Below are 22,404 nucleotides of genomic sequence, written 5' to 3'. Positions count from 1 at the left end.
GTTCAGGTGAGCATCAGGCCGCTGATCCCCTGCCAGCCCAGATAGCCACCAAGGGCAAGGCTGACGCCGCTGACCACCAGCTCCCCGCGGGCGAACAACACCTGCTTGCCTTTCTCCAGCAGCGGCAGCACCTTCTCCCGCCCAATCAGCACAGCGCCCAACGGCAGCATCAGCAACAGGCTGGCACCGGTGGTGAAGGCCAGCAGGCCCACCAGCTCCTGCCAGGTGGGCAACCCAGCGGCCAACACCACGGCCGCGGATTTGGCGAACAAGAACAGGTCGTCGGGGCTGGCGACCTCGGTGATGGCTCCCAATCCCACCAGCAAAGGCAAGGGCATGGCCACAAACCGGTCAATGCTTCGGGTCCAGCTGGGTGGGTTGTCGCCATCGGCAAACGCCCTCAGCAGTTCTTTGACACCAATGGCGATCAGGGCGCCACCTGCCAGAAGATCCAGTCCGGTGCGGTGGTCGGAGCCTTGGGTCATGTCGAGCACCAGGGTGTGCCCCACGGTGAGCAGCAGGCTCACCGTCGCCAGGGTGGTGATCACCCAGCCGGCCACAAACCAGCCTCCGCGAGCCACGGGATTGGGGCCCAGCAGCAGCAGCAACAACACGGCAATGTGAATGGGCGAAAGGCTGATGCCAGCGCCGTAGGCCAGCAGTTCTGCCCAGAGGGTGGTGTCGCTCATCCCAGCGCATCCTGCGGTGCTTTCGTTGATGTTGCCGCAGTCACAACTCAGAAGGCACCCGAGGTGGGTGCATTCCAACGGCTCACGGCCCGCTGACCGTGTTCATGGCCCAGCACGCAAATCGAACCGGTGCTCAGCTTGAACAGCCCTCCTCCCTGCGCGCCCAGGCCGAGCCAGGTGCCGGTGAGGGCCCGCAGCAGATGGCCGTGGGCAAAGAGGGCCACATCCCCTGGCTCGGTCACGGCCATGGCGCGGTCGATCACCTGTTGGCAGCGTTGTTGAACCGCTGCTGCGTCTTCCCCGTTCGGGCATCCATGGGTCCAGATCGACCAGTCGGGCACCTCGCGTTGAATCTCGGCCGTGGTGATGCCTTCGTAATCGCCGTAGCTCCACTCCTGTAGGGCCTCCAACACCACAACCTGGTCACCCAGGCCGCCGAGCTCACAGGTGCGCCTGGCCCGTTGCAGCGGGGAACTGAACACCGCAGCGAAGGAGTGCTGGCTGAGCACAGGAGCCAACCCCCGTGCCTCGGTTTCTCCTTCCGGCAACAGGGGCAGGTCGGTGGAGCCGGTGTGGCGTCCGTTGAGGGCCCATTCCGTGGCCCCATGACGCAGTAGCCAGAGCTGTCGGGTGTTCATCGACGATCGGCTCAGGGCTTGATTTCGAACCAGTCATCTCCGGTGACCGGTAGATGGCTTAGGCGCACCTTCCTCACAGTGGCGCTGCTCGGCCCCCGTTCGCACCACAGACGCAATTCGTTCAGCTGCAGGCTGGGGCCTTCAATCTGAACTTCCACCCGTCCATCGTTGAGGTTGCGCACCCAGCCGCTCAACCCCAGTTCGGTGGCACGCCGGCAGCAGGTGCTGCGAAAGCCGACCCCTTGCACCTCCCCTTCCACCATCAGTCTCCAGCGTTCGTTCAGCTGAACCGTCTTGGGTTTCTGTCGGGTGACGAAACGACCGCGGTCTTGCCCGTTGCGGCTTCGACTGCGGCGCGCCATCGGCATGAGATCGTCCAGCATCCGCCCCAGTGGAGGTGGACCCAGCTGGCGTGAAGACTTGGGTGATTCCATCCTTCCCTCCGACGGGGAACCTGCCACCCTTCAACCTGCCAAAGGGGCCGCAACTTGCCAACTGAGTCAGCCGATGGAGTTTCCGCACTCAGTTCCCAGCGATGGAATTCATGGCCTGTCAGCGTCTCGCCGCGGCGGAGCAGGAGGCCGTCTTGCTCCGCTTCAAGCCGCCGGTAGCCCACCTGCAGTCGCCCCTTTGTGGCATGAAAAGGGAGCACTCCCGCCATGGCGTGGGATTGCCCGCTCCCATCGGTGATGCTCTGCCCCAGCAACAACATGCCGCCGCATTCGGCGTAGATCGGGCGCTGGCCAAACCAACCGCGCAGGCTGGAGAGGCTGCGTTCGCATTGACTGAGCTCGGCGGCATGCAGCTCAGGGAACCCCCCCGGCAGGATCAGGCCGCAAGCCTCGTCCGGTAGCGGTTCATCAGCCAGGGGCTGCCAGGGAATCACCGGCATCGCGAGGGCATCCAGCCAGTCCTGCATCTCCGGGTAGCGGAAATGAAAGGCCTCATCCCTGGCCACGGCCACTGGGAGTGGCGACTGGGGAGTTTCAACCGGTTGTCGGCTGCACTGTTGTTGCACCGGGTCGGGGCCGATGGCAGGGGCCTCCAGCAGCGGTCGCAGCACCTCCATCTCAAGGTGCTCATCGGCCAATCGCGCCCAGGCATCAAGCCGTTGGCGGAAGGCCTCGATTTCATGGGCTGGCGCCAGCCCCAGGTGGCGACTGGGGAGTTCCAGATCAACGGTGCGAGGCAGGCAGCCCAGCAGGGGCACGCCAATGCCATCCAGCACCTCCTGCATCAGTTGCCGATGGCGTGGCGTGCTCACTCGATTCAGTACGACTCCCGCCAGGTTCAGGGCAGGGTCATGGAGCTGAAACCCCCGCACCAGGGCAGCCAGGGATTGGGCCTGACCGCCTGCATCGACCACCAGCACCACGGGCAGCCCCAGCAGGCGAGCCACTGCAGCGCTGCTGCCTTCGCTGGTGGGGCCGATGCCGTCAAACAGCCCCATCACGCCCTCTACCAGACACAGCTCTGTGCGGCCGCCATGGCCGTGGAAGCTGTCTCGGACCCAGGCTTCACCACACAGGGGGAGGTCGAGGTTGCGGCAGGGCAGACCTGCTGCGGCACCAAGCAGTTGGGGATCGAGGTAGTCGGGCCCCACCTTGAACGGCTGAACACTGAGCCCACGGCTGCGGGCCCAGGCGATCAAACTCAAACTCAGCAGGGTTTTGCCGCTGCCACTGGCCGGTGCAGCGATCAGGCAGGCCATGGTCGACGTGGGCGGTGAAGGGTGTGCCGCCCGAGGCGGATCAGTGGATCAGTGGATCAGCTTCGCAGCCAGGGGCGCCGCTGCCGCCAGCAAGGGATTGGTGGTGTCGTGTCCGCCTTCCAGCAAGCGAGCCACATCGGCTTCAACCGGGCTGTGCTGCACAGGCACCACTTCCTCAATCAGTTCCATGCTGGCCATCCCGCCTGCTTCCAGGCGCATGCAACCGCCGGATTCCGCGCACAGAATCACACAGGCGGCGGGCTGGTTCTCCGGCTGACAGATCAAGCGCAGCCCCACGATCTGACCGGGGTGGATGCTCGGTTGCCCCATGGGCACCGCCGCGAGCCGGAACTTTACGGTCGCGCCATCGGCACGGCTGAAGATGGCCGTGATGCTGTGGTCGGGCTCGTCGTGGCGGCTGTTCAACGTCCAGCCGAGGCGATCGGCGATCCAGGCGGCCAGCAGCAGACCTTGCACCGGATGCTCGCCTTCCACATCGATATCCAGCTGCACCACGTGGCCAAGGGCATTCCGGCGCTGAGGAGGGTCGAAGACCATGGCCAGGGTCTCGCGCCAGCTCCGCAACCTCAGCCAGTTGAGGTCATTCACCGACTGCCCCGCTTCGATTCGCTTGCGCAGGAGATCCAGACCGTGCACCGGCTCCCCGACAGCGGAGTCCAGAATCAGCCGGCGGGGGCGTACGGCCAACTGTTGAAGGAGTTCTGGGGCTTCATCCAGGCTGCCGTTCCACCACACCCAGGAGGGAAGGTCCTCTGGAAGTAACGGTTGCAGGATCGTGAGGCCTTGTTTGAGGGCTGTATGGCCACCCCGCAGCACCACCACGTCGCCGCAGGCGGCTGTCCCCCCACCTTCTTCGGGGAGTGGGCAGTAGGCCGCAACCAGGGTCTCCAGCCCTTGGGTGCTGTCGAGGCTCGGGGCCAGGGTGATCAATCGGCGCGGACGCAGCGCGCTCACCGCGGCATCGACGTGTTGCCCACGCAGGTCATCGCCTCGACCGTCGCCGCTCATCTTGGCCAGGGCCTCACTCACCTCAGCGCTCAAGGGCGGCGTGTTCAGGGGGAGATCGCTGTCGCTCACCACTTGTCGGGCCGCGGCAATCACGTTCTCCTGTTGCACACCTGTGATGGGGCCATTGATCCGACCGGTGCGGAGCAGCTGCTGCTCCACCCAGGCCGGTTGCCACACGAGCAAACAGAACGTGTGGGCGCCTTGGGAGCCGGGTTGGTCCTTCGTCCACAGCTGCTCGAGGTAACCGGGTACCTCCGAGGGGGGGAGCTCCAGGGGGGTCTGAAGGGTGAGCTGGGGTGACATAGGAGCGCGAGGCGAGAGGGCTGGAGGCGAAGGGAAGTCAGTGATCGTCGAACTGTTGAAGACCGCCTCAGGGGCGTCGCCAAAGCAGCCCATCGCGGGCCAACATCGAATCGGCAGCGGCGGGGCCCCAGGTGCGGGATTCGTAGGGGTGGATCGGCAGCCGCCAGGGGCTGTCTTCGATCAGTTCCAGTAGCGGCGTGTACAGGCGCCAGGCGGCCTCCACCTCATCACTCCGGGTGAACAGGGTGGGATCACTGAGCATGGCGTCGGCCAGGAGGCGCACATAGCCCTCATCGGACGGCTCACCGAAGGATTCGTCGTAGGAGAACTCCATTTCCACAGGTCGGCTACGCATGCCTGACCCAGGAGACTTGACTTCAAAGCGGAATTCGGCTCCTTCGTCGGGCTGGATGCGCAGGATGAGCTGGTTGGCCGTGGGGCTGCCTCCGGCGGCATCGAAAAGATGCACGGGTGCTTCCCTGAAGGTCAGCACCACTTCACTCAGTCGTTTGGCGAGACGCTTGCCGGTGCGCACGTAGAAGGGCACCCCTTGCCAGCGCCAATTGTCGATGAACAGTTTCATCGCCACATAGGTTTCGGTGGTGCTGTTGGGGTCCACGCCAGGCTCTTCGCGATACCCCTTCAGCGGAGCGGCCTGGCTGCCTCCTGGGCCGTATTGACCACGAATGCAGCAATTCCAGGGCTCCAGCTCATCGGCCAATCGCGCCGCTTGCAGCACCTTGGCCTTTTCGCTTCGGATTGCCTCCGGGTCGAACCGGCCTGGGGTTTCCATGGCGGTGATCGCCAACATCTGCGTGAGATGGTTCTGCACCATGTCGCGCAGGGCTCCTGAGCCTTCGTAGTAACCAGCGCGTTCCTCGACCCCGACGGTCTCCGCTGCGGTGATCTGCACGCTGGAGATGTAGTTGCGGTTCCAGATCGGTTCGAAAATCGTGTTGGCAAACCGCAACACCATGATGTTCTGGACTGTTTCTTTGCCCAGGTAGTGGTCGATCCGGAAAATCTGATTTTCCTGGCCGCAGGATTGCACCACTTTGTTCAGAGCCTGGGCGCTGCTGTAATCACGGCCGAACGGCTTCTCGATCACGACACGGCTGCGTTCTGGGTCGCGCAGTAGGCCTGCATCCGCCAAGGCACGGCAACCACTTCCGTAAAACTTGGGCGACACCGAGAGGTAGAAGGTGCGGTTGTTGCGTGTGGCTCTGAGCCGGTCAATGGCATCGAGGCGGGTGCCGAGCCTCACCACATCCTGGGTTTGCTGCAGATCCACCGGTTCGTAGAACATGCCTGCGGAGAACTGCTCCCAGGCCTGCGGATTTTCGCTGACCTTGTCGCCCATGGCGGCGGCCATCTTGGAGCGGAATTCTTCATCGCTCCAGGGGCGCCGAGCACAGCCCAGCACGGCAAATTCGCTGGGGAGTCGTCGCTGTAGGAACAGTTCGAACAGGGCGGGCACCAGCTTGCGGTGGGTGAGATCGCCGCTGGCGCCAAAAATCACCAGGCACTGCGGTGCAATCACCCGTTCCTGACGGAGGCCAACCCGCAAGGGGTTCGTCGTCATCGTGGCGCTCATGGATCACCAGGCTCTGACGCAGGTTTAACCAGGATTCGTGTAACAGACAGCAACCTTCAGCTTCCCTGCCATGTTTTGTCGCTGACTCCACATCAAGCGCCCAATAAAAAAGCCCGCCTTGGTGGCGGGCTGCGCTGAAGCGATCGACCAGAGGATCAATAGGTTTCGACGTGCCAGCGCTCGGCTTTTTTCAGCTGGGGACGCAGGACGCTCCAATCGAGCCCCTTGGCTGCTGCTGCTGCCGACATGGCTTCGTCGATGCCGGGTTCCATGCCGCGCAGACCGCACATATAGACGTGGGTCTTGGGATCTTCGATCATCGCGAAGATCTCATCGGCATGCTCCAGAACGCGGTCCTGGATGTACATGCGACCGCCCTTGGTGTTCTGCTGCTCGCGGCTGATGGCCTTGGTGTAGCGGAAGTTCTCGGGGTACTCGCTCTCATATCTGTTGAAGTCGTCGTCGTAGAGCAGGTTTGGCGTTTTGGGAGCACCCATGAACAGCCAGGCCTTGCCACGGAAGTTCCAGCCGTTCTTCTCGCGCTCAGACGATTCGAACATGCGGCGCAGATAGGTCCGCATCGGTGCGATGCCGGTGCCGGTGGCAAACATGATCACGTTGGCTTCTTCATCGTCAGGAAGAAGCATTTCTTTGCCCACGGGGCCAGTGATCTTCACCTTGGCGCCAGGTTCGATGTCGCAGAGGAAGGTGGAGCAGACACCGTTAATGGTTTCACCATCCTTTTCGTATTGCAGCTGACGCACGCAGAGCGAGACGGTGTTGTCCGCCATGTCATCACCATGGCGTGTGCTGGCGATCGAATAGAGGCGGAGCTTGTGCGGCTTGCCCTTGGCGTCTTCGCCATCGGGAATGATGCCGATCGACTGGCCCTCGACGTAATGGAGATGGGGCTCTCCACCGCTCAGGTCGAAGGTGATGTGATTCACGCGACCGATGGCACCCTCCTGCAGGAGGCTGTAGTTCTCGGTGACGGTGCCGATGAAGGGCGTTTTCGGCTTGTAGAGATTGACCGGAACAGCCTGGTGGGCGGGTTTTTTCGTCACTGGGGCTTTCTTCGAAGAGGCTTTGGAGGGGACAGCCTTTGCAGGAGTCGGCTTGGGTTGATCGGATGCTGCGGGCGACTCCGATGCTGGAGTGACCGAAAGCACTTGACCACCGCTGGAGGTGATGAAGCGCAGAGTCGCCTCTAAACGGCTGTAGGGGACGAAATAGGAACGCTCGGTTTTGCGTTGGCGATCTGCTTGGGGTACCTGGCTGATGACCGTGAACATCCGCTCATCGGATCCACCAGAACCAGCAGTGCTGACGCGCATGGGGTGTGTTCAATCACTAAACGGCGCGATCATAGGCGTGATGCGGTTTTGTAGCCCCTTTCTTTGTCGTGAGCTGCAATGCGAGACACAGACGTGGAGGCCAATTTGTGCAGAGCGACCTTAAAGTCCGAGTAAATATCTCCCAGTTCTCACTGCGACCTTCCATTGGCGTCCTCTGAGCCCACTGCCGTTCAATCCAGGCCTCTGTTCAAGGGGCTGCCTGGATTCGGTGTGCGCCGACAGACCATCGAGCAGACCATGGAGCGTTTGCCGCAGGGCACGCGCCGTTTAGCAGTCCAGTTGCGAACTCCCCTTGGTCTCGAGCTGCTGTGGAAAGTTCTGACTGATTACGACCAGCTCAGCAGCTTCATACCCAACCTCAGTAGCAGCTCTGTTGTTTCGCGCAAGAACAACTGCGTTCACCTCGTTCAGGTTGGTAGTCAGCAATTGTTGGGACTGAAATTTTCTGCTCAAGTTGAACTGGAGCTCACCGAGCATCGGCCTGAGGGTTTGCTGCGGTTTCGAATGATCAAAGGTGATTTCCGGCGTTTCGAAGGGTCCTGGCGTCTGCAGGCCCTGCCCGATGGAACGTCCTTGCTCTACGACCTGACGGTTCAGGGATGCATGGGGATGCCGGTGGGTTTGATTGAGCAGCGTCTGCGCAGTGATCTATCGGACAATTTGTTGGCAGTTGAGCAGGAAGCCTTGCGCCGTCAAGGGCCTCAATAACACTCCTCTGCTGAATTGATTGCGATTCAATCCATGTTTTGTGGGTCAGGTTGAAGGACCTGCAACAACGCATTGTTGTGACAAATAGGTACTGTCCTGCAACAAAAAAGCACCCATATGTGGATGCCTTCAATTCGATTGCCTTGGGTGAATCAAGGCTTTTGTTATACCCCCAAGGGGATTCGAACCCCTGTCGCCTCCGTGAAAGGGAGGTGTCCTAGGCCTCTAGACGATGGGGGCGAGGCCGTGTTCGGGGCGATGTGTTCCCGACCACCAGTTGAAATTACGGGTCCGACTGACCCTCCGTCAAGACACTGGTCGCATCCTGCTCTGGCTTGCTTTGGTCCTGTCCCTGCCAGACGGGAACAGTGAAGAAGAAGCACGCTCCTTCGCCTGGTTCCGACACCACCCAGATCTTGCCGCCGTGCACTTCAACGATGCGTCTGCAGACCGAGAGACCCACCCCAAAACCGGACGTTTCACTTGAGGTCTGAGGGAGCCGCACACGGTCGAGAAAGATTCGCTCCTGTTCCTGGGTCGGGATGCCTGGCCCGCTGTCACACACACTCACTTGTAACCACTGGCTGGTGCGGTGCAGCATGGTCAAGCTCACTTGGCCGCCGTCCTGTGTGAATTTGAGGGCGTTTTCCAACAGGTTGAGGAGCACCTGACGCATGCGCCGTTGGTCGGCATAGACCTTCGGCAGGTCGGTGGGGATATCGGTCTGGACCGTGACGTCCCGGCCGAGCCATTGCTTCTCCAGTTCCAGGATCGCTTCGGCCGCCACAGTGGCCAGGTTGAGGCGCTGGGGATTGAACATGGCCTCCCATCGTGTGCTGCCGACTTCGAGCAGATCCTTTGACAGCAGCGCAATTTCCTCCAGGCGGCGCTTGAGCACGTCCTGAAATCGGTTGTGGTCGATCTGCCCCAGTTGCTGACTCTGCAGCGCCAGGGTTGCTGCCGTCAGAGGCGTGCGCAGTTCATGGGCCACCATGCGCAACAACCGTTCCTGCGCTTCGAGACGGTCGATCAGGGTCTCGTTTTCCTGACGCAAGACCAGCAGTTGATCCTCCAGTTGCAACTCCCGTTGCGTTCGGCTCCCATCGAGATCGGTGGGCTTGAGGCTGATGGCCAGATCACTCACCACCTCGTCTTCTTGCCAGCGCGGCATCCAGCCCCGTAGCTGCTGGTTAATGCTGCTTCCGGCGAACACCTGCTTTGGTGCCGGTTGGAGCTTGATCAGTGCCGGGGTGACCACCAGCCTGTGCAGCTCAAGCAGTTCCGGATGGGTGATGGGGTCTGCGACTTGCAGGGCCACTTCAAAGCCGCAGTCGTCGCTTTCCAGGAATTGAATCAGCGACCGCAGGTCTCCACTGGACAAGTGATGCCTGCCTGCCACCAGCAAAAGCTTCAGATGCTGTCGCTGATCGGAAGCTTCCCCATCCACTGGACGGTGATTGCCAAAGTTGACGTTCACCTTATGGGTTTTTGCAGCGCTGGACAGATTCGCTATGACGAAGTTGAACAGACTGTTGCCCTTCGGGTGTTGCCATGCCGTTACTCCCTCTTGAGAGACGGGGCGCCCAGCAGCCCCCGGAAGGACCTCCCCCAGGGGAGCGGTTCAACCTCGACAGCAACCTTCGCCGTTGGTTTGCGCGCAACCTCGGCATTTGGCGCTCTCGGCGTCAATACATCTTTCAACAGGATGAAGTGATGTATCTCGACATGGTGATTCGTGTCGAGATCTTTGCTGAAACCGCCCTGGGAGCCCCGCGTTACCGCTTCACCTGGTGGCCCGAGAAAGAGACTGAGTTTTTTGACCGCAAACTGCTTTATCGCCGCGAAGGCGTGATGGAAGCCACCTTGATGGGCCATCAGTTGCAACGGGATCGTGCCTATCTGGAAGACATGCCGGTGCGCACGCAGATCCGCCAGGTTGATGAGCATGAAGTGGTGTTTGAGTCGCATTACGCCGACTGGCACGTCCTTGAGCACACCCGACTGATTGATCAGGATCGTTATCGCTCACGGGCGATCTACAGCTGGCAAAACGGTGAGTTGGCGATCGTTGAGCATCACCATGAAACCCGTCTTGAAGATGCTGCTGAACCGATTGCTGCCTGAACGAACAGAAGCCTCTGTGAAGCGGTTGTGGGGACCAGATCAGATTTAGTCATCGATTGACTGGTGACGAACCGCTGAGATGCGGCACCATGGTTCAGAGATTTGACTCCGTCAGTTGTTTAAGTCGTCCCGCGCCATTCGCCTGCTTCTGTCTGCTACCGCGGCTTTGGCTCCCCTGACTCTGGAGTCAGCTTCCGCTCAGGCACAACAAGCTGCCGCCTCCAAGCCCGCTGCGCAAGAAGACATTTTTCTCTATCGCGGCATGGGTTCCTCCTATGTCTGTAATGCACGAGCCGCCAAAGTCGAGTTCCCGAAGGCTGTGGGAATCGCAGCTGCCACCTACGTGCAGGTGCTGAATGGTCGCCATGGCGGCAAGGTTCAATCGGTGGGTCAGCAGAAACTCACCAACGAGCAACTGCTGGCTGGTGCCGAGTTCCAGATCATCACTGGCGCTCTTCAGTACTGCCCCGATGAGGTGCCTGCTGATGTGAAGGCCAAGGTCGAAGAGGCCGTGAAGAAGCAAAACGCCAAAGCGGGTCAGTGATCGCGATTGATTGACTGAACGACCCGTCATGGCCGTTTGATTTTCAAACCCCACCGTTGCCCCAAGCATCGGTGGGGTTTTTTGCTGTTGAGCCGCTGCCGATGGAGGCCCGGGCACGCCAGGATCGGAGCACTGCATGAGCGCCATGGCTGCTGCTTCCACCGTTCGCCTTTCGGATTACAAGCCCTTTCCGTTTGTGGTCCCGAATGTGGCCCTGGATGTGGTGGTGCAAGAGCGGTTGGTTCAGGTGACCTGCCGGATGACCATGGAGCCGCAGCTGCAGGCTGGGGCGTCTCAGCCCCTTGTGTTGCGTGGGGTCGACCTTGAGCTCATCGAGATTCGTCTCGATGATCAGTCGCTCTCCCCTTCTGACTACAGCTGTGATGCCGAAGGTTTGGTGGTGCATCACCCTCCGGCTCAGGTTTTTTGTCTGACGACGATCTGTCGGCTCGATCCCTTCGCCAATGCCTCCCTGGAGGGGCTGTATGCGAGCGGGGGAATGTTGACAACCCAATGCGAGGCGGAAGGTTTTCGCCGCATCACCTTCCATCCCGATCGGCCGGATGTGCTCAGTCGCTACCGCGTGCGCATTGAGGCCGAACGAGAGCGTTATCCGGTGCTGCTCTCCAACGGCAATTTGATCAGTGCGGGGCCTGTGGACGCTCAGCCTTCACGCCATGAAGCGGTCTGGGATGACCCGTTCCCGAAGCCTTCCTATCTCTTTGCGCTGGTGGCCGGTGATTTGCGCGAGGTGCGAGACCGCTTCACCACAGCTTCCGGCAGAGAGGTGGACTTGCGTCTGCATGTCGAGCCAGGCGATGAACCGTTCACGGCGCATGCCATGGAGTCGTTGAAGCGGTCGATGCTTTGGGATGAGCAGGTCTACGGCCTCGAGTACGACCTCGAAGAGTTCAATACCGTTGCTGTGCGCCACTTCAACATGGGCGCAATGGAGAACAAGAGTCTCAATATCTTCAACTCCAAGCTGGTGCTGGCTGACGCGGAAACAGCCACCGATGGTGAGCTGGAACGCATCGAAAGCGTGGTTGCCCACGAGTATTTTCACAACTGGTCAGGCAATCGCATCACCTGCCGTGACTGGTTTCAGCTTTCACTCAAAGAAGGCCTCACCGTGTTTCGGGATCAGTGCTTCACAGCTGATCTGCACTCGGCAGCTCTCAAGCGCATCGACGATGCCGCGATGCTGCGCAATACCCAGTTCCGCGAAGACGCCGGCCCGACGGCCCACCCGGTGAAACCAGACGCCTACCAGGCGATTGACAATTTCTATACAACGACGATCTATGAGAAAGGTGCGGAGCTAATTCGCATGCTGCGCACCTTGCTGGGTGAGCAGCGGTTCATGCGCGGAATGGCGCTGTATTTCAGCCGTCACGACGGCGAAGCGGCCACCACCAATGATTTTGTCAGCGCCATCGTTGAAGGGGCTCAGCAGGATGGCCAGCCTCTCGGTTTTGACCCGGCTCAGTTTGAGCATTGGTATCTCCAGGCTGGAACACCAACGGTGCGGGTGCAACGGCAATGGGAACCAGAGATCGGGCGCTTGACGTTGCGCTTTGCGCAGAACACGGCGCCGACCCCTGGGCAGCCTGACAAGCAACCCTTGGTGATCCCCCTGCTGTGGGCTGTTGTCGATTCCGCTGGTGTGACCGGCGAGGAGCGTTTGCTGGTGCTCGAACAGTCGGAGCAGACGGTTGTTGTCGATGGCCTTCCGACCCAGCCCCAGCCTCCTGCACTGTCGTTGTTCCGTCAGTTCTCAGCACCGGTCCGGTGGCAAGTCGAACAATCCTCTGAGGAGTTGTTCCATCTTTTTGCCTATGACAACGATTCCTTTGCCCGTTGGGATGCCGGTCAGCAGCTTTGGCAGCGATTGCTGCTGGCTCGGGCCGCTGGTGCTGCCGATGCAGCTCTGGACCATCAGATGCAGGATGCTCTTGCGGCATTGCTGGCAGATGACGGTGAGCCGGATCCAGCCGTGTTGGCCACGCTTCTCAGTTTTCCTGGCAGCCCGGAATTGGAGTCCTTGCAGAGCGTTGCGGATCCTCTGGCCCTCTATCTGGCAGGTTGCGCCCTGCGTGAGCAGTTCGGTACTGCACTGGCGAAGCCGTTGCAGCGCCGTTTGGAACAGCTTCAGCCCCATTTGGCCCAGCCATGGCCAGCGGGGCAGGGAGAGCGTCAGCTCACGGGCTTGATCTGGAGTTGGCTGTCTGCGGCTGGCGATCAAGCTGTCCGTCAGCAGGCACTCGACGCAGTCTCTGGTCCCTCGATGACCATGGCCCGTTATGCCCTTCGTGCGCTTCAGCCCCATGACTGCCAGGAACGTGAGCTGGCCTTGGGTTGTTTCCACGACCGCTGGCAAGAACGGCCTGTGATTTTTGATAGCTGGTTTGGGCTTGAGGCGTCAACGCCGCGAGCGGATGGATTGGCCAAGGTCCACGCCCTGCTCAATCATCCCCGTTTTGACCCGATGGCACCCAATGCGGTACGTGCCGTTTTGGGTGGCCTGGCAGGAAACCCAGTGGTCTTTCATGCGGCCGATGGCGAGGGGTATCGCTTCATGGCGGAGCAGATCATCGCTGTGGATCAGCGCAATGCGATCACGGCGTCGCGACTCGCCAAGGTGTTTAGCCGTTGGCGCTTCTACAGCGAAACGCGTCAACATCAGGTGAAGCATGCGCTCGGCTTGTTGGAGGCTGCCGATCTATCGACCAACACCCGAGAGGTGGTGGCCATGATCCTGGCCTGATCACTCCGTTTTCCCCAAAACGATCACGCCGGCCCTTATGGCTGCGTTTTTCCACAAAAAAGCCGGTCAAGAGACCGGCCGGGTGATGGTGATTTCCACAGCTTACCGTGTTCTGGTCGTTTTGTGGGGAAGCTGCGGGTAAGGCGCACCCTGCTTTTCCACAGGCGGCTTGGAGCTCGAAAGCGTGCATTTGATTGTTGTTACCAAGCTTTGCGTTGGTTTTTTGCATGCATCGACTGAGGTTTTCGATGCATGTCTTGCATAACTGATGCTTTGATGTGTATCTTTTGAGTCAGTTATTCCTCTCGACGGTAATGCTCACCGGTTCTGAACTGCTGGCCAAGGTCAAAGATTTGGGTGATGTGTCCAAAACAGATCTGGCCACGGCCTGTGGGTACGTTTCCGATAAAAAAGACGGTGGTCAGCGGGTCAACTTCACCGCCTTCTATGAAGCTCTGCTCAATGCCAAGGGCATTGATCTGGGAACTGGCACGAAGGGCATTGGTAAAGGTGGTCGCAAGCTCTCTTATGTGGCAACCGTTCAGGGCAACGGCAACCTGTTGATCGGCAAGGCATACACCGCCATGCTCAACCTTGAGCCTGGTGATGAGTTTGAAATCAAGCTTGGGAAGAAGGCCATTCGCCTGATTCCCACCGGCGCGGCTGCAGCGCATAGCGGTAGTGCTGCCATGGACGACGGTGAGGAGTGATTCCTCTTTCACTAGTTGATTCGTTGCCCCGCATTAGCGGGGCTTTTTTGTGCCTCCCAGTTGGCGGAATGCCTCGCGACGGAAGCTTGCGCCCTCCTTACCGGAGTGGGCGCCCCAGAGACCTTCCCAGTAGAAGAAAATCACGCCGTAACCCCGTTCATGGCTCAGGCGCATTTTTTCAGTTAACACGGGCATCGTTGTCGTCCGTTTGCCAAATCCAGCCAGAATTCCGATTTGAACGGGGATTCCCCATTGCCGAGCCTTGCGCAAGGCTGGCTGGTCCAAATCTTTTGCAAATCCCTCCAAGGAGTAGGCGTAGTTCTGCACAACAAGGTCGTCAATCAGCTCGCCCACTGCCCACAGCTCCCAGTCTTGAAGCCAGTGGTTGTAGGCAAAGCGGAACGGCCCCGGTGACAAGGAAATCCGTTTCGGTAAAGCCTCCAGTTCCAGCCGCTCCCGTAACTCTCGCAACAAGCCCGTCAGCTTGCGCCGTCGCCAGGTCATCCACATCCGGTTGGTGTGATCCTTGGGTGGTTTGAAACCGGTTTCACGCGCATACAAGGCCACGGTGTAAGGGTCGTAGCCGAGTTCCACGGGCCAGGCGAAGTGGTCATCCAGCTGCAATCCATCCATGGGGCAGCGCTGCATCACTTCCACCACCAGCCCGATGAAGCGTTCGCGAACCTCTGGGTGAGCTGGATTGAGCCACACCATGTCCTTGCCATGAAGGCGCACGATTGGATTGCCATCTGCTTTTGCCAGTACCCATTCCGGATGGTCCTCCACCACAGGAGAATCCGCTGGCTCCATCAGCCCATATTCAAACCAGGGGATGACCTTCATCCCCCGCTTGCGCGCTTCGGTGTTGAACGTACAGATCGGGTCGAGGTCGATGCCGGCTTTGACCAGGCTGGGCTCCACCGGTGCAAAACGGCTGCGGTGAAACGTGGTGCCGCGGCTCCATACATTCGGGTAAATCGTCGTGAATCCGGCCTGATCCAGTTCCTCCACGGTTTTCCTGATCAGGCCGTGGTCGTAATACACCAGGCTTGGGCTGTTGGTGATCCACACACCAAGGGGCCTTTGCGGGGCTGCCAATGCGGCCGAACCTGCCCAGAGGGTTAAAGCTGTGACCAACCCTCCGCACCACCATCCGGTTGTTCCCGTTGATCGGTGGCGGATGGGCGTTGACCCCATGGGATCAGCGGAACATCGAGCTCACGGAGCTTTCTTCGTGAATGCGCCAGATCGCTTCTCCGAGCATGTTGGCGACAGACAACACCTTCAGCTGGGGGAAGGTGCGATCAGCTGGGATGGGAATACTGTTGGTGACTACCACTTGTTCAAACAATCCTTCTGAGGAGAGGCGTTCGCAAGCTGGTGGAGAGAAAACGGCATGGGTGGCGCAGGCGATCACCCGTTTCGCGCCTTGCTGACGCAACAGGCGAGCTCCAGAGCAGATCGTGCCGCCTGTGTCGATCATGTCGTCGATCAAGATGGCCGTCTTGCCCTCCACATCCCCGATCACCGTCAGGCTCTCCGCTTTGTTGTGACCCGTGCGGCGCTTGTCGATGATCGCCAGAGGCGCGTCATTCATTTGTTTGGCGAAGGCACGCGCCCGGGCGACGCCTCCGACATCAGGGGAAACCACTACCACCTCTCCCAGTTCCTGGGCAGAGAGGTAGTCCACCAACACCGGTGAGCCATAGATGTGATCACAGGGGATATCGAAATAACCCTGGATCTGGGCGGAGTGGAGATCCATCGCCAGCACCCGGTCCACCCCTGATTTGGCCAGCAGATTGGCGGTCAGCTTGGCCGTGATCGATTCCCGTCCAGCGGTTTTGCGGTCGGCGCGGGCATAGCCGTAGTAGGGCACCACAGCGGTGATTTGACGGGCTGAGGCCCGTCTGCAGGCATCCACCATGATCAGCAGCTCCATCAGGTGGTCGTTCACCGGAGCGCAGGTGGGTTGGATCAGAAAGACGTCGCAGCCGCGGATGGATTCCTGAATCTGCACATAAAGCTCGCCATCGGCGAAGCGCTTGCAAACCCGTGGACCATCAGGGACGCCCAGATAGGCCGAAATCTCCTGGGAAAGCGCCGCGTTGGCCGTTCCACTGAACAGGCGCAATCGACGGTTGTCCTGGTGGATCTTCTCCTGCTCGGCACGGGCTGCAGTGAGAAAACTGGTCACGACGCCCGAAACGAGAACAGCTGTGCACCGATGGTAGTGCCGAGCCGGGCCCGCTCCCAACCCAGGTTCTGCTCAATTGGCTCGTTAGGGTCCGTGGATGCAGGTTCAATCCTTGGTGGTGATCGGCGCAGGGCCTCTCCCTGAGCTGGCGATGCGGCGTGGCGCTGCGTCCCTCGCAGACGGCTTGGCATTGCCCTTAAGCACCCTTCCCGTTGGTGCCTCCCCCGACGCGGCTTTGCTGTCGCTTGCGTCCGAGGCGCCCTGTTTGCTGCGTTTGTCGGGGGATCCAGGGCGGCTGGGTCCTGACGGTCAAAGTTGGCTTGATGCCCTGGGTGCGTGGCGACTGCCAACGCTGCTTCTGGGGGCTCCTCTGGCGGACGGCAGTATCCCCGGTGTCGTGCCAGCGTTTCTGGCGCTGTGTGAGAGCCGTCGCGTTCCTGTTCTCGGCCTGGCGCAGTTGGGAGGGTCCTGGAGTCCCCACCAGCGTCGTCAGGACGGTCTGCCCTGGTGTGGCTGGTTGGGGGAGTCGCAGGATCCGAACACGAGCGCTGCGCGCGAGGCTCTGATCACGCTGCTGAAGCAGCGCCACAATCGCTTTAGTTCTGCTTCGGCCACAGAGGCGCTGACGCATCAGCCTTGAGTTGACGCAGCGGTTGTTCCCCTGCCCTAGGAGCCAGGGGCAGGGTGGAGACAACAGGCGGTTGATCGCTGCTCAAGGCTGCTGCCGCCAGGCTCAGCCATTCCTGTTGGTTCAGGTCGGTCTCCACTTGGGTGGAGAGTTCGTTGACCAGTCCAGGTAAGACCAGGATGGCGTTGGGCTGCTGCAGTTGATCGTGGATCGCTGCCATCAGCCATTGCTGGCGCAGGCGGCGCTCGTGGTTGTTGAGTGGGTCAGGGCGGAAACGGACCAGCTGTTCAGCCTGGGCCCCATTGAGGCTTTGACGGCCGGCCTGGAGATTGACGCTGTAGTTCTGACGCTTGTCTTGGTGCGTGAGGGTCTGATCGAGCCGCACGTCCACATCCCCTAGGCCATTCACCAGATGGCGCAGGGCCTTGCGCGGCATCACCACAAACCGAGATGGTTCGCCTTCGGGAAGTCCCACCACGTCCGCCACCACATCGGCGGTTAGGGCCACGCCTCCTTGGCGGTAACTGCTGGCCAACGGTTGCATGGTTTTGATGCCTGGGAGGTTGACCCCGAGTTCTGTCGGCATCTGCAGAATCTGCAGGGGTTTGAGGGCTTCAACCCGAATCAGCATCACGCTGTCGGCATTGGCAGGTCCTGAAGGTGCCGCTCGATTGATTGGGTCGCCGATGCCATTGGCGTCAACACCCACCACCATCACCGTCACCGGTTGGTTGGGATAGGGCGCCAGGCTGTCGGGCTCATCCGACGACGGCAGTGCGGGTGCAACGCGATCGGCGACAGGCCAGATGGCCGTCAGCGCAGCTCCCACGATCCAGACGCTGCCCACAGCAGCGCCGATCCTCAGCACGGTGCGTAGGGGTTTGGGACCAAGCCATGGGCGCTTGTCGCTCTGCTTGCTGTCGCCGTCTGGTGCTTGGGCCGCCATCAGCCGTGCTGATTTCCAAGGATGCCCAGTCTTGCTCAACTTCCGCTGTTTAGCGTTGGGAGCTTCCAGGCCCTCCCGATCTGTGACGCAAGCTCCCGCTTCTCCGGCTCCCCATGAACGGGCCCGGCCGATTCCAAGGGATGTCGTGCGTCCCGCCAAGGATCTCTGCAGTGATTGCGGCCTCTGCGATTCCCGCTGGGTGGCCTACGTGCGCCAGGCCTGCGCGTTCCTCCACCAAGATTTCGAGGGCATGGAGCGGCGTTATCACGGCCGTAGCCGTGATCTCGACAACGAGGACGAGCTCTATTTCGGTGTGCAGCAGCGCATGCTCACCGCGCGCCTGCGTCAGCCCATCGAGGGAGCGCAATGGACGGGCATCGTGAGCCACTTGGGGGTTCAGGCCCTCAAAACGGGGCTCGTGGATGCCGTTCTCTGTGTGCAGCAGAGCCCGGACGATCGCTTCACTCCCATGCCTGTGCTGGCGCGGACACCTGAGGAGGTGATGGCGGCACGGGTCAACAAGCCCACCCTGTCCAACAACTTGTCAGTGCTTGAGCAGCTGCCCGGCAGTGGGATCAAGCGACTGCTGGCCATTGGTGTGGGGTGTCAGATCCAGGCGCTGCGGTCGGTGCAGGACACCCTTCCACTTGATGAGCTCTACGTGCTCGGTCTTCCCTGTGTGGACAACGTGTCCCGTGAAGGGCTCAACACCTTTCTAAACAGCGCCAGTGATTCCCCTGACACGGTGGTGCACTACGAGTTCATGCAGGACTTCCGCATTCACTTCCGCCACCGTGATGGCCGTGAGGAAACGGTGCCGTTCTTTGGGCTTGATACCCCCAAGCTCAAGGACGTGTTCGCTCCCAGTTGTTTGAGCTGTTTCGACTACACCAACGCCGGTGCTGATCTGGTGGTGGGCTACATGGGGGCTGAATTCGGACGTCAGTGGCTGGTGGTGCGCAACGCCCGTGGGGCGCAATTGCTCAAGTTGGTTGAGGCTGATCTCGACACGGCCTCTGTCACCAGTCGTGGCGATCGACGGGCCGCTGTTCAGCAGGGCATTGATGCCTACGACAAAGCCTTGAAACTGCCGATGTGGGTGGCTGAAGCGGTGGGCTGGGTGGTGCAGCGCATCGGCCCCAAGGGGTTGGAATACGGCCGCTTTTCGATCGATTCCCATTTCACGCGCAACGCGCTCTGGGTGCGCCGCAATCACTCCGACCAATACACCCGACATCTGCCCGCTTTCGCGCGCAAGATTGTTGAGCGCTACAAACTTCCCCAGGCCTGAGGCCATCTGATGCTGTCTGCGTCCCGTTCGTCATCGGTCGAAGCTGCCTCGCAGCGAGGGATTGGTGTCCTGTTGCATCCCACCGCATTGCCGGACAGTCCGGTTTGCGGTGGATTCGGGGCTGTGGCAAGAGCCTGGCTGACCTCTTTGGCGCGTCACGGCATCTCGGTGTGGCAGGTGTTGCCCGTGGCGCCCACGGATGGCACCGGATCCCCTTACAGCTCCCCGTCCAGTTTTGCGATCAACCCCTGGCTGCTGGATGCCCAGGATCTTGTCGATCAGGGCTTTTTGCCGTGTGAGGCGATGGGCGCCCTACCTGGTCAAGACCAGACCGCAGGGGATGCAGGCTTGGATTGCGCGTTGGCGGAACAACGGGCCGATGCGTTGGCGGTTGCTTTGCAGTTGGCATGGCCCTTGCAGTCCGCGGAGCGCCATGCTGCTTTTGCCCGATGGTGTTCCGCTCAGGCCAGCTGGCTTGAGGACCACGTGATGTTCATGGAGCTGCGTCGTCAGCATCAGGGGCAGCCCTGGTGGCAGTGGCCGTTGGGGTTGGCGCGGCATCGACGCGCTGCGTTACGCCGCTGGGCGGCACGCCATCAGCAGGCTCTCGAAGCCCAGCGGCTGGTGCAGTGGCATTTGGATCAGCAGTGGCAGGCTCTGCGCGCCATGGCGGATCAGCTGGGTGTGCGCATCTTTGGTGATCTTCCCTTCTATGTCGCGCGGGACAGCGCCGATGTCTGGAGTCATCGCAGCCTGTTCTCCATCCAGAGAGACGGAACGCTGACAACCCAGAGCGGTGTGCCGCCGGATTACTTTTCCGCCACCGGACAGCTGTGGGGCACCCCGGTCTACCGCTGGTGGCGCCATCGGTTGACGCGTTTTCGTTGGTGGCGTGCCCGCTTGCGGCGCCAGTGGCAGCTTTTTGATCTCTTGCGGCTGGATCATTTCCGTGCTTTGGCTGCCTATTGGGCGGTGCCTGGTGGCGACGACACCGCAGCGCGGGGGGTGTGGACGCCGTCTCCCGGCCAGTCGCTCTTGCGCAAGCTCAAGGCGGATGCGGGAGGCCGATTGCCGATGGTGGCGGAAGATTTGGGCGTGGTGACCGCGGATGTAGAGGCCTTACGCGATCACTTTGGGCTGCCGGGCATGAAGATCCTGCAGTTCGCCTTCGATGGCAATCCGGAGAATCCCTATCTTCCCGCCAACATTCATGGGGATCGTTGGGTCGTCTACACCGGCACCCATGACAACCCCACCACCATCGGCTGGTGGCGTGATCTGGATGCCCCGGCCAGGGAGCGGGTGATGGCCGTTGTCGGGGGCGAGATCCATGCCCCGGGTTGGCAATTGCTGGAGCTGGGGTTGGCGAGTAGTTCCGGGTTGGTGATCACGCCGGTGCAGGATTTGCTCCACCTCGACGATTCAGCACGCTTCAACACCCCCGGCACCGTGGGGGAGCGCAATTGGAGCTGGCGGTTGCCTGGCTTGGATCAGCGTCTTGATGATGCGCTTCGCGGCTACGGCGAACGGGGCTCTCTCTGGGGCAGGCGGTAGCTGCCTGCTTGACCGTTGAGGGCTGTCTGCGGGAGGCCATCCCAAAGCACTTGGTCCTCCTCTTTGGGGGGCGGGGTCACCTTCAATCTGACTGGGCTCTGGAGCTGAAGGGTGAGCTCACCTGTGCTTCCGGTGAGCTCGCTGCGATCCCCACCGGCACTGCTCAGGGTGATCGTGCTCGGTTGGCTGAGCCTCAGCTGCAGCAGTCCGATCGCTGGAACCGGTGACGCTGATGCAGCGTTGCCATCAGCCGCTGCCGGCAGCCAGTGCTTCAGGGGTTTGCGCCGGGAGTCTTCAAGGGGGCGCAAGCCAGCAATCCCAGGGTTGAGGGCGCTCTGAGGGCTGCTGATTTGCAGGTCTTCAGCGCTGGGGGGAATCGGCTCCAGTTGCTCACTGTTGCGCAGCGCCAGATAGCGCTGCTGTTGGTTGAGCGCCATCAGCGTGCCGAGGATCACCGCGGCGTAGACCACGCTTCCCTGCCAGGTGCTGAGGATGTCGATACTTCCCAGGGTGAAGCGGCGGTTTCCGCTGGTCTGACCTTGCATTCGGCTCGCTTTGCCGGCGGGCAAGGCGCCATGGAGACTGCCGGGCTCAAGCTCCAGATGGGTCTCGAGTTGGGTCAGCATCGTGCCCAGATAGGCCGCTTCTGGCAGACGGTCGCTCCAGCCCCGTTCGAGGGCTTCCAGCACTGGAGTTGTGATGCGGATCTCGCGGGAGAGTTCGCGCATGCTCAGCCCGCGCTGCTCGCGCCGTTCCTTGAGCAACTGGCCCGCGTGCTGGAGGGGACTGATCGGGTCGCCGGTTTCAGGGGCCAGTCCGCTGCTGGATGAAGACGTACCACGCCGCGGCCAAAGCCTGGGAAATCTCATCGAGACGGGCGGGTCAATGCACGCCATTCTCCCTCGGTCAGCTCGCGCCAGCGACCCTCTTGCAGCGAACCGAGAACGACGGTTGCGATCGCCGTGCGTTGCAGATCGAGCACTGGATGGCCGAGCAATTCGGCCACACGGCGGATCTGGCGGTTGCGTCCCTCACGAAGCACCACCTCCAGCAGGGTGCGGTTGGCGTTGTGGTGGAGCTCGCGCACCTCCGCGGGTTGGGTGAGTCGTTGATCCAGACGCAGGCCGCGGCGCCAGTGCTCGAGGGCCCCATGGGATGGACGTCCTTGGACCCAGACCCGATAGGTCTTGGCATGGGAGTAACGGGGATGCGTGAGTTGAAGAGTGAGCTCACCCTGGTTGGTGAGCAGCAGGGCTCCCCGGCTTTCGGCATCAAGCCGTCCGACAGGATGCAGGCCGCGGCGCAGGTGCTTGGGCACCAGATCCAGCACGATCGGCCGTCCTTGGGGGTCTTGGCAGCTGCTGATCACCCCACGCGGTTTGTTCAGCAGCAGCAGGCGCGGTGGATCGTTGGCCGGCAAGGGGGTGCCGTCGATGGTGATGCGGTCAAGGCCGGGCTCAGCACGGTCGCCCAGCTGGGCCATGCGGTCATTGACCTTCACGCGCCCTGCTCGGAGCAACTCTTCGGCATGGCGCCTTGAGCAGACCCCCGCAGCGGCGATCAGTTTTTGCAGGCGCTCTGCCTTGACCGTCTCCCCTCCGGTTCGCTCCGCCACG

General features: G+C 61.2%; 21 protein-coding genes and 1 tRNA gene. 8 read left to right on the top strand and 14 right to left on the bottom strand.

Annotated features, from left to right (window positions below; genetic code table 11):
• Positions 1–2: 2 nt before the first annotated feature.
• From RS9916_RS05275 to RS9916_RS05245, 7 genes are all read right to left on the bottom strand, one after another.
• Entirely contained in the window at positions 3–689 is a 687-nt protein-coding gene (locus tag RS9916_RS05275) for a GAP family protein (protein ID WP_038023324.1), read from the bottom strand.
• Between the two features lie 47 nt (positions 690–736).
• Positions 737–1,327, bottom strand: coding sequence for a histidine phosphatase family protein (locus RS9916_RS05270; RefSeq protein ID WP_007098238.1), 591 nt, complete (start codon positions 1,325–1,327; stop codon positions 737–739).
• An 11-nt stretch (positions 1,328–1,338) separates the two neighbouring features.
• Positions 1,339–1,590 carry an acylphosphatase gene (locus RS9916_RS05265; RefSeq protein ID WP_007098237.1) on the bottom strand — a complete coding sequence of 84 codons (252 nt, stop codon included), beginning with the start codon at positions 1,588–1,590 and terminating at the stop codon, positions 1,339–1,341.
• 17 nt (positions 1,591–1,607) lie between these two features.
• On the bottom strand, positions 1,608–3,038 hold the full coding sequence (locus RS9916_RS05260) for a cobyrinate a,c-diamide synthase (protein ID WP_007098236.1): 1,431 nt from the start codon (positions 3,036–3,038) through the stop codon (positions 1,608–1,610).
• Positions 3,039–3,086: 48 nt separating this feature from the next.
• Positions 3,087–4,370, bottom strand: a complete 1,284-nt coding sequence (locus RS9916_RS05255) for a glucose-6-phosphate dehydrogenase assembly protein OpcA (RefSeq protein ID WP_038023321.1) — start codon at positions 4,368–4,370, stop codon at positions 3,087–3,089.
• Positions 4,371–4,437: 67 nt separating this feature from the next.
• Positions 4,438–5,964 carry a glucose-6-phosphate dehydrogenase gene (zwf, locus tag RS9916_RS05250; protein WP_007098234.1) on the bottom strand — a complete coding sequence of 509 codons (1,527 nt, stop codon included), beginning with the start codon at positions 5,962–5,964 and terminating at the stop codon, positions 4,438–4,440.
• 155 nt (positions 5,965–6,119) lie between these two features.
• Entirely contained in the window at positions 6,120–7,298 is a 1,179-nt protein-coding gene (locus RS9916_RS05245; RefSeq protein ID WP_007098233.1) for a phycobilisome linker polypeptide, read from the bottom strand.
• Positions 7,299–7,556: 258 nt separating this feature from the next.
• Here RS9916_RS05245 and RS9916_RS05240 point away from each other — a divergent pair, with 258 nt between their 5' ends.
• A complete protein-coding gene (locus tag RS9916_RS05240) occupies positions 7,557–8,027 on the top strand; it encodes an SRPBCC family protein (protein WP_156777615.1) in 471 nt (156 codons plus the stop codon).
• 167 nt (positions 8,028–8,194) lie between these two features.
• Here the strand turns inward: RS9916_RS05240 and RS9916_RS05235 are convergent.
• Together RS9916_RS05235 and RS9916_RS05230 are read right to left on the bottom strand one after the other, a co-directional pair.
• Positions 8,195–8,267 (bottom strand) — tRNA-Glu (locus tag RS9916_RS05235).
• Positions 8,268–8,310: 43 nt separating this feature from the next.
• Positions 8,311–9,504, bottom strand: a complete 1,194-nt coding sequence (locus RS9916_RS05230) for a histidine kinase (RefSeq protein ID WP_007098231.1) — start codon at positions 9,502–9,504, stop codon at positions 8,311–8,313.
• Between the two features lie 74 nt (positions 9,505–9,578).
• On the opposite strand from RS9916_RS05230, the gene RS9916_RS05225 reads away from it, so the two are divergent.
• The 4 genes from RS9916_RS05225 to RS9916_RS05210 all read left to right on the top strand — a co-directional run bounded on the left by RS9916_RS05225 (position 9,579) and on the right by RS9916_RS05210 (position 14,172).
• Positions 9,579–10,151 carry a hypothetical protein gene (locus RS9916_RS05225; RefSeq protein ID WP_007098230.1) on the top strand — a complete coding sequence of 191 codons (573 nt, stop codon included), beginning with the start codon at positions 9,579–9,581 and terminating at the stop codon, positions 10,149–10,151.
• Between the two features lie 115 nt (positions 10,152–10,266).
• Positions 10,267–10,695 (top strand): hypothetical protein, encoded by a 429-nt coding sequence (locus tag RS9916_RS05220; RefSeq protein WP_007098229.1) that lies wholly within the window; start codon positions 10,267–10,269, stop codon positions 10,693–10,695.
• A 145-nt stretch (positions 10,696–10,840) separates the two neighbouring features.
• Positions 10,841–13,462: an aminopeptidase N gene (pepN, locus tag RS9916_RS05215; RefSeq protein ID WP_038024210.1), complete on the top strand. Its 2,622-nt coding sequence runs from the start codon at positions 10,841–10,843 to the stop codon at positions 13,460–13,462.
• 314 nt (positions 13,463–13,776) lie between these two features.
• Positions 13,777–14,172, top strand: a complete 396-nt coding sequence (locus RS9916_RS05210) for an AbrB family transcriptional regulator (RefSeq protein ID WP_007098227.1) — start codon at positions 13,777–13,779, stop codon at positions 14,170–14,172.
• Positions 14,173–14,205: 33 nt separating this feature from the next.
• Here the strand turns inward: RS9916_RS05210 and RS9916_RS05205 are convergent, their stop codons facing one another.
• Positions 14,206–15,369, bottom strand: coding sequence for a glycoside hydrolase family 10 protein (locus tag RS9916_RS05205; RefSeq protein ID WP_083773035.1), 1,164 nt, complete (start codon positions 15,367–15,369; stop codon positions 14,206–14,208).
• A gap of 4 nt (positions 15,370–15,373) precedes the next feature.
• Complete coding sequence (locus tag RS9916_RS05200; protein ID WP_007098225.1) at positions 15,374–16,369, bottom strand: ribose-phosphate pyrophosphokinase; 996 nt, start codon at positions 16,367–16,369, stop codon at positions 15,374–15,376.
• Between the two features lie 97 nt (positions 16,370–16,466).
• On the opposite strand from RS9916_RS05200, the gene RS9916_RS05195 reads away from it, so the two are divergent.
• Entirely contained in the window at positions 16,467–17,009 is a 543-nt protein-coding gene (locus tag RS9916_RS05195; RefSeq protein ID WP_007098224.1) for a hypothetical protein, read from the top strand.
• Here RS9916_RS05195 and RS9916_RS05190 read toward each other — a convergent pair.
• Positions 16,966–17,943, bottom strand: coding sequence for an LCP family protein (locus RS9916_RS05190; protein ID WP_038023319.1), 978 nt, complete (start codon positions 17,941–17,943; stop codon positions 16,966–16,968). The genes RS9916_RS05195 and RS9916_RS05190 overlap by 44 nt on opposite strands.
• Before the next feature lie 82 nt (positions 17,944–18,025).
• On the opposite strand from RS9916_RS05190, the gene RS9916_RS05185 reads away from it, so the two are divergent.
• Together RS9916_RS05185 and malQ are read left to right on the top strand one after the other, a co-directional pair.
• Entirely contained in the window at positions 18,026–19,234 is a 1,209-nt protein-coding gene (locus RS9916_RS05185; protein ID WP_038023317.1) for a Coenzyme F420 hydrogenase/dehydrogenase, beta subunit C-terminal domain, read from the top strand.
• Positions 19,235–19,243: 9 nt separating this feature from the next.
• The gene (gene malQ / locus RS9916_RS05180; protein ID WP_007098221.1) at positions 19,244–20,788 is read left to right on the top strand and encodes a 4-alpha-glucanotransferase; all 1,545 of its coding nucleotides are present in this window, start codon (positions 19,244–19,246) and stop codon (positions 20,786–20,788) included.
• On the opposite strand, the gene RS9916_RS05175 is transcribed toward malQ, so the two are convergent.
• Together RS9916_RS05175 and RS9916_RS05170 are read right to left on the bottom strand one after the other, a co-directional pair.
• A complete protein-coding gene (locus tag RS9916_RS05175) occupies positions 20,752–21,657 on the bottom strand; it encodes a helix-turn-helix transcriptional regulator (RefSeq protein WP_007098220.1) in 906 nt (301 codons plus the stop codon). The genes malQ and RS9916_RS05175 overlap by 37 nt on opposite strands.
• Positions 21,654–22,403 carry a pseudouridine synthase gene (locus RS9916_RS05170; protein WP_007098219.1) on the bottom strand — a complete coding sequence of 250 codons (750 nt, stop codon included), beginning with the start codon at positions 22,401–22,403 and terminating at the stop codon, positions 21,654–21,656. Before RS9916_RS05170 ends, RS9916_RS05175 begins: the two co-directional genes overlap by 4 nt.
• Position 22,404 lies beyond the last annotated feature (1 nt).

The sequence above is a fragment of the Synechococcus sp. RS9916 genome, from assembly GCF_000153825.1.
Taxonomy (GTDB): domain Bacteria; phylum Cyanobacteriota; class Cyanobacteriia; order PCC-6307; family Cyanobiaceae; genus Synechococcus_C.
This window is presented reverse-complemented; position numbering and strand designations above follow the sequence as displayed.

What these genes read in the sequence shown, in the direction of transcription:
- RS9916_RS05275 (WP_038023324.1), bottom strand. Translation starts at nt 689, where the DNA reads ATGAGCGACACCACCCTCTGGGCAGAACTGCTGGCCTACGGCGCTGGC.
- RS9916_RS05270 (WP_007098238.1), bottom strand. Translation starts at nt 1,327, where the DNA reads ATGAACACCCGACAGCTCTGGCTACTGCGTCATGGGGCCACGGAATGG.
- RS9916_RS05245 (WP_007098233.1), bottom strand. Translation starts at nt 7,298, where the DNA reads ATGCGCGTCAGCACTGCTGGTTCTGGTGGATCCGATGAGCGGATGTTC.
- RS9916_RS05240 (WP_156777615.1), top strand. Translation starts at nt 7,557, where the DNA reads ATGGAGCGTTTGCCGCAGGGCACGCGCCGTTTAGCAGTCCAGTTGCGA.
- RS9916_RS05190 (WP_038023319.1), bottom strand. Translation starts at nt 17,943, where the DNA reads ATGGCGGCCCAAGCACCAGACGGCGACAGCAAGCAGAGCGACAAGCGC.
- RS9916_RS05265 (WP_007098237.1), bottom strand. Translation starts at nt 1,590, where the DNA reads ATGGTGGAAGGGGAGGTGCAAGGGGTCGGCTTTCGCAGCACCTGCTGC.
- RS9916_RS05255 (WP_038023321.1), bottom strand. Translation starts at nt 4,370, where the DNA reads ATGTCACCCCAGCTCACCCTTCAGACCCCCCTGGAGCTCCCCCCCTCG.
- RS9916_RS05175 (WP_007098220.1), bottom strand. Translation starts at nt 21,657, where the DNA reads ATGAGATTTCCCAGGCTTTGGCCGCGGCGTGGTACGTCTTCATCCAGC.
- zwf (WP_007098234.1), bottom strand. Translation starts at nt 5,964, where the DNA reads ATGAGCGCCACGATGACGACGAACCCCTTGCGGGTTGGCCTCCGTCAG.
- pepN (WP_038024210.1), top strand. Translation starts at nt 10,841, where the DNA reads ATGGCTGCTGCTTCCACCGTTCGCCTTTCGGATTACAAGCCCTTTCCG.
- RS9916_RS05210 (WP_007098227.1), top strand. Translation starts at nt 13,777, where the DNA reads ATGCTCACCGGTTCTGAACTGCTGGCCAAGGTCAAAGATTTGGGTGAT.
- malQ (WP_007098221.1), top strand. Translation starts at nt 19,244, where the DNA reads ATGCTGTCTGCGTCCCGTTCGTCATCGGTCGAAGCTGCCTCGCAGCGA.
- RS9916_RS05225 (WP_007098230.1), top strand. Translation starts at nt 9,579, where the DNA reads ATGCCGTTACTCCCTCTTGAGAGACGGGGCGCCCAGCAGCCCCCGGAA.
- RS9916_RS05260 (WP_007098236.1), bottom strand. Translation starts at nt 3,038, where the DNA reads ATGGCCTGCCTGATCGCTGCACCGGCCAGTGGCAGCGGCAAAACCCTG.
- RS9916_RS05195 (WP_007098224.1), top strand. Translation starts at nt 16,467, where the DNA reads ATGCAGGTTCAATCCTTGGTGGTGATCGGCGCAGGGCCTCTCCCTGAG.
- RS9916_RS05205 (WP_083773035.1), bottom strand. Translation starts at nt 15,369, where the DNA reads ATGGGGTCAACGCCCATCCGCCACCGATCAACGGGAACAACCGGATGG.